This window comes from Leptothrix ochracea, assembly GCF_041083635.1.
Classification (GTDB): Bacteria; Pseudomonadota; Gammaproteobacteria; order Burkholderiales; family Burkholderiaceae_C; genus Sphaerotilus; species Sphaerotilus ochraceus.
The window spans coordinates 1-8,006 of the sequence record NZ_JBFPHB010000017.1; the positions used below are offsets into that span (position 1 = coordinate 1).

General features: G+C 64.1%; 6 protein-coding genes and 2 riboswitches. All 6 genes read left to right on the plus strand.

Annotation, left to right across the window (positions count from 1 at the left end; genetic code table 11):
* The coding region (locus AB3X39_RS07875) for an ABC transporter permease (protein WP_369416813.1) at positions 1-1,098 on the plus strand (1,098 nt) is incomplete at its 5' end.
* Positions 1,099-1,197: 99 nt separating this feature from the next.
* Positions 1,198-1,566, plus strand: a complete 369-nt coding sequence (locus tag AB3X39_RS07880) for a c-type cytochrome (protein ID WP_369416814.1) — start codon at positions 1,198-1,200, stop codon at positions 1,564-1,566.
* On the plus strand, positions 1,563-2,135 hold the full coding sequence (locus AB3X39_RS07885; RefSeq protein WP_369416815.1) for a NapC/NirT family cytochrome c: 573 nt from the start codon (positions 1,563-1,565) through the stop codon (positions 2,133-2,135). The genes AB3X39_RS07880 and AB3X39_RS07885 overlap by 4 nt, the downstream gene beginning before the upstream one ends.
* A gap of 39 nt (positions 2,136-2,174) precedes the next feature.
* Positions 2,175-2,292: riboswitch (glycine riboswitch) on the plus strand.
* Positions 2,293-2,310: 18 nt separating this feature from the next.
* A riboswitch (glycine riboswitch) is annotated at positions 2,311-2,414 on the plus strand.
* A 50-nt stretch (positions 2,415-2,464) separates the two neighbouring features.
* On the plus strand, positions 2,465-3,649 hold the full coding sequence (gene gcvT, locus AB3X39_RS07890) for a glycine cleavage system aminomethyltransferase GcvT (protein WP_369416816.1): 1,185 nt from the start codon (positions 2,465-2,467) through the stop codon (positions 3,647-3,649).
* 98 nt (positions 3,650-3,747) lie between these two features.
* Positions 3,748-4,122 carry a glycine cleavage system protein GcvH gene (gene gcvH / locus AB3X39_RS07895; protein ID WP_369416817.1) on the plus strand — a complete coding sequence of 125 codons (375 nt, stop codon included), beginning with the start codon at positions 3,748-3,750 and terminating at the stop codon, positions 4,120-4,122.
* A 36-nt stretch (positions 4,123-4,158) separates the two neighbouring features.
* Positions 4,159-7,074, plus strand: coding sequence for an aminomethyl-transferring glycine dehydrogenase (gcvP, locus tag AB3X39_RS07900; protein WP_369416818.1), 2,916 nt, complete (start codon positions 4,159-4,161; stop codon positions 7,072-7,074).
* Positions 7,075-8,006: the final 932 nt, after the last annotated feature.

Below are 8,006 nucleotides of genomic sequence, written 5' to 3' on the forward strand. Positions count from 1 at the left end.
CTGGGCCTGACCGCACTGGGCTTGTTGGTGCTGCTGCGCACCGACTTGATCAGCAGTTGGCGCGCCGCCACGCCGGTGAACGCCCCGGATCGCTTTGTCATCAACATCCTGCCCGAACAAGCCGAGGCCTTTCGCAGCACCTTGCACGCCGGCGGCGTGCAAGGCGAAGACTGGGCCCCGATGATCCGTGGGCGTCTCATCGCCTTGAACGGCAAGGACGTGCGCCCGGAAGATTTCCCCGGCGAGCAAGCCCGGCGGCTGGTGGAGCGTGAATTCAACCTCAGCCACAGCCCGGATCTGCCCAGCCACAACCAAGTCAGCGCTGGCCAATGGGTGGCCGAAGAAGCCGATGCCATCTCGGTCGAAACCGGCTTGGCCAAGACCTTGGGGCTGAAACTCGGCGATCGGCTGCGCTTCGATGTTGGCGGACAGGTGATCGAGGCGCGCATCACCAGCCTGCGCAAGCTCGATTGGAGCTCGATGCGGGTCAACTTCTTCGTCATGTTCCCGCGCCGCGACTTGCCAGAATTGCCCGCCACGTGGATCGCCGCCTACCGCACCCCAGCCCCGGCGGCATCAGCTGGTTCGGCGGGTTCAGCATCGGGCCCAAGCCTAGATGTGCGCTTGCTGCGCGCCTTTCCCAACCTGACCAGCGTCGATGTCTCGGCACAAATCAGCCAAGTGCAAGGCATCGTCGAGCAAGTGATTTTGGCGGTGGAAGTGCTGTTTCTCTTCACCCTGCTGGCCGGCTTGGTCGTGGTGCTGGCCACGCTCTCGGCCACCCGTCAGGCCCGCACCCGTGAGATGGCGCTGATGCGCGCCTTGGGCGCACGTTCCAGTTTGCTGCGCCAGATCCAGCGCACCGAGCTGCTCAGCTTGGGGGCCTTGGCCGGGGGATTGGCAATGCTGACCGCCACCGCCTTAAGCGCCGTGCTGGCCCGCCAAGTGCTCGGTTTTGACTGGTTACCCCGGCCTTGGTTGCCACTGGCAGGCAGCGTGGGGGGCGCGCTGCTGGCCTTGGGCGCGGGCTGGTTGAGCCTGCGCGAAGTGCTGCGTCAACCCGTGGCCGAGACGCTGCGCCACGCGAACCGAGAATGATCTTTGTCAAGGAAGCCGCTTTCCATGACCCAGAAACGTGACAGTTGACACATTCCATGCGTATCCTCAGAGCCGTAACAACTACTCGAAGGGACGTTCATGTCATTTACTTTTTCCATCCGTTCAGCCTCCACACGCACTTTGCTGGTGGGGGTGCTTGGGGGCATGGCCCTGCTTGGCAGCACATCGTCGTGGTCCTTGGATGCCTCCGCAGCGGAGGCTTTGGCCCGTCGCAACAACTGCTTCAAGTGCCACAGCAGCTCCGGCTCGGGCGAAGCGCCGCCGTTCAAGGTGCTGGCCGCCAAATACAAGGGCAAGGCTGAAGCTCCTGATCATTTGCTCAAGCATCTGAAAACCGCTCCCAAGGTCAAGGCCAAGGACAGCGAGGATGAGGAAGAGCACCTCATCATCAAGGCCAAGGATGACGCTGACATCAGCAATCTCGTGGCATGGGTCTTGGCCCAATGAAAGCACTCTGGAATCTTCTTCGCCGCCCCAGCATTCGCTGGTCGGTGCTGAGTTTGCTCAGCGTGGGCTTTATCGGCGGCATCATCTTCTGGGGCGGCTTCAACACCGCCATGGAAGCGACCAACACGCTGGAGTTCTGCACCAGTTGCCACGAAATGCGGGATACCGTGTTTGCGGAATACAAGCAAACCATCCACTACAGCAACCGCACAGGTGTGCGAGCGATCTGTTCGGATTGCCATGTCCCCAAGGACTGGACCCACAAGATGGCCCGCAAGGCCAAAGCAAGCTTCGAGGTCTGGGGCAAGTTGGTCGGCAGCATCGACACGCCTGAAAAGTTCGAAGCCAAACGCATGACCTTGGCCACGCACGAGTGGGAGCGCATGAAAGACAGCAACTCGCGCGAATGCCGCAATTGCCACAACTTCGACTCCATGAGCCCGACGATTCAGCGCAGCAGCGTCTATCGCAAGCACATGGAAGCCAAGGCTGCGGGTAAGAGCTGCGTTGACTGCCACAAGGGCATCGCTCACCAGTTGCCCAAGGAGTACCGCGATCCGGATGAATGATCCGGCGTGACACGTGGTTGAGGCCGTGGAGTAAACTCACGGCCCTTGTCAGGAGAGAGTCCGCCCCGCTTGCGGGGGCAGGAACGCCGAAGGCGCAGGGTTGATGCATGGTGAGTGCACGACCTGAACGCTCAGGCCAAAGGACTGGCAGACATGGCACCTCGCAAGGGGTGCTGTGATCCTCACTGGAGAGAGATGGCCCGTCGAGGCCATCCACCGAAGGGGCAAGCGCTCGATGTGGGCGTCAATCTCTCAGGTAAAGCGGACAGCGAGGGCAGGCCCACCGGCGGCGGTGGCGTGCATTCTTGCCCTTAGATTGGTCCGTGATCATGTCCCTGAGCCCCCAAGACGCGCTGAGCGTCACCCCTTTGCATGCCCTGCACCGCGAGCTCGGTGCCCGCATGGTGCCCTTTGCGGGCTACGACATGCCGGTGCAGTACCCCGCTGGCATCTTGGCCGAGCACCGCCAGTGCCGCAGCGCAGCAGCGCTATTCGATGTCTCGCACATGGGCCAAGTGCGCTTGGTGGGCGCGGATGCCGCTGCGGCGCTCGAAACCCTGGTGCCCGTCGATGTGCTTGGCCTCGGTGCTGGCAAACAGCGCTATGCCTTCTTCACCAACGAGCAAGGCGGCTTGCTCGACGATCTGATGATCACCCGCCCACCCATGGATGCGCATGGGGATGCGGTGGCCGCATTTGGCGATCTGTTCTTGGTGGTCAATGCCGGCTGCAAGGCGGCCGACATCGCCCATCTGCAAAGCAACCTGGGTGACAACGGTCAAACACGTGGTCATCACCGCTGCCAAGTCATCCCCATGCCTGAGCGGGCCTTGCTCGCCTTGCAAGGCCCACAAGCTGCGATGGCCTTGGCGCGCCTGAACCCCGGCGTGAACGCCTTGACCTTCATGACCGGCGCGGTCTTTACGTTGGCCGGGGCCACTTGTTTTGTGACCCGCTCGGGCTACACCGGCGAGGACGGCTTCGAAATCTCCGTCCCCGCTGAAGCGGCTGAAGCCTTGGCCCGCGCCTTGCTGTCTCAGCCCGAAGTCGAACCCGCCGGCTTGGGGGCTCGCGACACCCTGCGTCTCGAAGCGGGTCTGTGCCTCTACGGCCACGACATCGACAGCCAAACCTCGCCGGTTGAAGCCGGTTTGAACTGGGCGATGCAAAAGGTGCGCCGCCCCGACGGTGCCCGGGCCGGCGGCTACCCCGGTGCAGACGTGCTGGCGCAGCAGTGGCGCGACGGTGCAACGCGCAAGCGGGTCGGCCTGATCGGGCTGGAGCGTTTGCCGGTGCGTGAAGGAGCGGTCCTGTTCAACCCCGAAGGCCAAAGCATCGGCCGCGTCACCAGCGGCACGGTCTCGCCCACCTTGGGCCACCCCATCGCCATGGCGTGGATCGACAGCCGCTACGCCACCGTGGGCAGCGCCGTGCTGGCCGAAGTGCGCGGCAAACGCACCCCCATGCAAGTCAGCGCCATGCCGTTCGTGCCCCAGCGCTATTTCCGAGGCTGAGGTTCGGCCTCGTTCACGGCCTGATTCACGGGGCTGATCCCGCAGAATCGCGCTTTCCTTCCTTGCAACCCACTTGCTTCATTTCAGGAGCCCTTTTCATGAGCATCAAGTTCAGCCCCGACCACGAATGGATCAACGCCGCTGACGCCGCCGCTGCGGTGGTCGGTATCACCGTGCATGCCCAAGACGCCTTGGGGGATGTGGTTTTTGTCGATCTGCCCGCTGTGGGCACCACCTTTGCCAAGGGCGACGTGGCCGGTGTGGTCGAGTCGGTCAAGGCCGCCGCCGATGTCTACGCCCCCGTCAGCGGCGAGATCGTCGAAGTCAACGAAGCCCTGCGCGACGACCCCTCCTTGGCCAACAGCGATCCGCTGGCCTCGGGCTGGTTCTTCAAGGTGCGCCTGTCCAACCCGACTGAGCTCGACGGCTTGCTCGACGCCACCGGCTACGACGCCTTGCTGCAAAGCCTCTAAGCCTCACACCCCCTCCTCCCCCTGCCACTGATCGCCATGCCTGCTTTATCTGCGCTGTCCTGCCTTGAAAACCTGGCCGAATTCGGCCCCCGCCACCTTGGCCCAGACAGCTCGGACGAGCAACGCATGCTGGCGGTCATCGGCAGCCCCAGCCGTGCGGCCTTGATCGATGCGGTGGTGCCGGCCAACATCCGCCGCGCGGCCCCCATGGATCTGCCCGCGCCCACGGGCGAAGCCGCCGCGCTGGCGGAGCTGAAAGCCATCGCGGCCAAGAACCGGGTGCTGACTTCGCACATCGGCTGCGGCTACTTCGGCACCCACACGCCCGGCGTCATCCTGCGCAACATCTTGGAGAACCCGGCTTGGTACACCGCCTACACGCCCTACCAAGCCGAGATCAGCCAAGGCCGCATGGAAGCGCTGATCAACTTCCAGACCATGGTCTGCGACCTGAGCGGCATGGCCATCGCCAACGCCTCGATGCTCGATGAAGCCACCGCTGCTGCTGAAGCGATGACGCTGGCCGCGCGCGCCGGCAAGTCGAAGTCCACCCGCTTTGTCGTCGCCCACGACGTGTTGCCGCAGACCCTTGACGTGCTGCACACCCGCGCTGCGCCGCTGGGGATCACGGTCGAGCAAGTACACGCCACCGAGATCGCCGCCAGCGTGGCCGCGACCCCAGCCTTTGGCGTGCTGCTGCAATACCCCGGCGTCAACGGTCAGGTGCGTGATCTGCGCCCGATCATCGACGCGGTGCATGCCGCCGGCGGTCTCGCCATCGTCGCTGCCGACTTGCTGGCCCTCACGCTCTTGGTGCCCCCCGGTGAACTTGGGGCCGACATCGCCTGCGGCTCGACCCAGCGCTTCGGCATGCCGATGGGCGCGGGCGGCCCGCACGCGGCTTACCTGGCGACCCAAGACGCCTACAAGCGCTCCATGCCCGGCCGACTGGTGGGCGTGAGCGTGGACAGCCACGGCCACCCGGCTTATCGCTTGGCGCTGCAAACCCGCGAGCAACACATTCGCCGCGAAAAAGCCACCTCCAACATCTGCACCGCCCAGGTGCTGCCTGCGGTGGTGGCCAGCATGTTCGCGGTCTATCACGGCCCGCAGGGCTTGAAGCGCATCGCCCAGCGCATCGCCACCTACACCGCCATCCTTGACGCCGGCCTGCGCCAGCTCGGGGTGCAAACCGTCCACACTACCACCTTCGACACCGTGCTGGTGGTGGTGGGTGCCAGCCAGCGCGACGCGCTGATGGCCGCTGCCGTGGCCTCTGGCCGCAACCTGCGCGCCGCCAGTGAAGACGCCGTGGGCATCTCGCTCGACGAGACCACCACCCGCGCCGATCTGCAAGCGCTGTGGGCCTTGTTTGCCACCCAGGGTCAGGTGCTGCCAAGCGTCGAAGCGCTGGCGGGCACCGCACCGCTGATCCCGACCGAGCTGCGCCGCACCTCAGCGTTCCTGACGCACCCGGTCTTCAACGCGCACCACAGCGAAACCGAGATGCTGCGCTACATCCGCCGCCTGTCGGACAAGGATCTGGCGCTGGACCGCAGCATGATTCCGCTGGGCTCTTGCACCATGAAGCTCAACGCCACCGCCGAGATGATCCCGATCACTTGGCCGGAATTTGCCGGGGTGCACCCCTTCGCCCCGGCCGATCAACTGGCGGGCTACTGGGCGCTGAACGAGCAGCTCACCGGCTGGCTCTGCCAAGCCACCGGCTACCAAGGCATCAGCCTGCAACCCAACGCCGGCTCGCAGGGCGAATACGCCGGGCTGCTGGTCATCAAGGCATGGCACGCCAGCCGGGGCGAAGCACACCGCAGCATCTGCCTGATCCCGGAAAGCGCCCACGGCACCAACCCGGCTTCGGCGCAGATGGCCGGCATGCAGGTGGTGGTCACCAAGTGTGATGTCGAAGGCAACATCGATCTGGTCGATCTGCGCGCCAAGTGCGAACAGCACCGCGACCAGCTCGCCGCGATCATGATCACCTACCCCTCGACCTACGGCGTCTTTGACACCCACGTCAAGGCGATCTGCGCGCTGGTGCATGAACACGGTGGCCGGGTCTATGTGGACGGGGCCAACATGAACGCACTCGTCGGCGTGGCCGCCCCGGGTGAATTTGGCGGCGACGTGAGTCACCTGAACCTGCACAAGACCTTCTGCATCCCGCACGGCGGTGGCGGCCCCGGCGTCGGCCCGGTCTGCGTGGTGGCCGATTTGGTGCCGTTCCTGCCGGCGCACCGCACGGCCGGCATCGGCACGGCACAAAGCGTCGGTGCCGTGTCCGCCGCACCGCTCGGCAACGCCGCTGTGCTGCCCATCAGTTGGATGTACGTGCGCTTGATGGGCGCTGAGGGCCTCAAAACCGCGACCGAAGTGGCGATCCTGAGCGCCAACTACATCGCCGCCCGCTTGGGCGACGCCTACGACATCCACTTCAGCGGTGGCATCGACAGCGTCAAAGGCGGCGGCGTGGCGCACGAATGCATCCTCGATCTGCGCCCGCTCAAAGACGCCACCGGCATCGGTGCCGAAGACGTCGCCAAGCGCCTGATCGACTACGGCTTCCACGCCCCAACGCTCTCCTTCCCCGTGGCCGGCACGCTGATGGTGGAACCCACCGAGAGCGAACCGCTGATTGAGCTGGACCGCTTCTGCGACGCCATGCTGGCGATTCGGCAGGAAATAGCCCACGTCGCATCGGGCCTCCTGCCGCGTGAGGACAACCCCCTCAAAAACGCCCCGCACACCGCCGAGAGCCTGCTCAAAATCGACTGGCCCCACCCCTACAGCCGCGAAACCGCCGCCTACCCGGTGGCATCCTTGCGCCAAAACAAATACTGGAGCCCCGTCGGCCGCGTCGATAACGTCTGGGGCGACCGAAACCTGTTTTGTGCCTGCATGCCGGTGGGGGACGCGCAAAACAGCGCGGACTGAGCCCCATCAGCCCTCACCCTCCCATCAGCCCTCACCCCCGGCCCCTCTCCCGCAACGCGGGCGAGGGGAGCCTCCCCCGACCCGTTCGGGCTGAGCTTGTCGAAGCCCCCACCGTGCGCCCAACCGCCGCCAAATGGCTCAAAAAACCGAATTTCCTGACGCGCCCGGTCAAGCAAACGGCGGTATCCATACCTAAAAATTTAGGCCACCTATCGCGCCAACATTCGCCCTAAAAAAGTTGGCCCCCGTGGGGCTTTTCAGCGGTCTTTCAATGACTTACGATGCCACCTCAGGGAGCATCACCAGCGTGATAGGCCTCATCCCGCAGGCCAGCCGGTGATGTCTAAATGTAGTTGGGCGTCACCTTCAAATGTCTGAAGCTCTCATAGTCATATCTGGGTTGTTAGCTGGTGTCATCCAGTGGCTTCCGTGCGGCATTGGGCTGGCCGCCCATCGCTACAAACTTGGAGGTGCCGTGGTTCGAAGCACCAACACGTTTGTTTCTCTGGGTACCCGTTCTCCGCGTAGTTTTTCCGCGCTGGGTCAACTCGGCTTTCTGATGCTTATGGTCGTTTGGCTTTGCATCTTCTTTGGTGCCATGGCCGTTCCCACGCTCGTCGCCAGGCTGCTTGAAGTTCAGCCTTCGTCCCCTTTCGTCCTTTACGGTCTCTACGCAAACATGCTCATGGCAGTAGTAGCGTTTCTGGCTGGGCCAGCCATATGGCGCCGCATAGCGCTGTGACGCCCAACCCCTCCATCAACGCGGACGCTGCGCGATGAAGCCGCGCAGCGCCGGTTATGTCAGACGTTATGCCTCGTGAATCAAGACTAATGCGAACGGCGGCCATCTGCTACCTTGTGGTCGTGTGCACGGCCGCGCTGTGGGCTTGGTACGTCGATGTAATGTTGCTCAGTTCCGAGCGCGAACACCT

Coding starts and splice junctions, on each gene's coding strand:
- gcvH (WP_369416817.1), top strand. CDS start 3,748: ATGAGCATCAAGTTCAGCCCCGACCACGAATGGATCAACGCCGCTGAC.
- AB3X39_RS07880 (WP_369416814.1), top strand. CDS start 1,198: ATGTCATTTACTTTTTCCATCCGTTCAGCCTCCACACGCACTTTGCTG.
- gcvT (WP_369416816.1), top strand. CDS start 2,465: ATGTCCCTGAGCCCCCAAGACGCGCTGAGCGTCACCCCTTTGCATGCC.
- AB3X39_RS07885 (WP_369416815.1), top strand. CDS start 1,563: ATGAAAGCACTCTGGAATCTTCTTCGCCGCCCCAGCATTCGCTGGTCG.
- gcvP (WP_369416818.1), top strand. CDS start 4,159: ATGCCTGCTTTATCTGCGCTGTCCTGCCTTGAAAACCTGGCCGAATTC.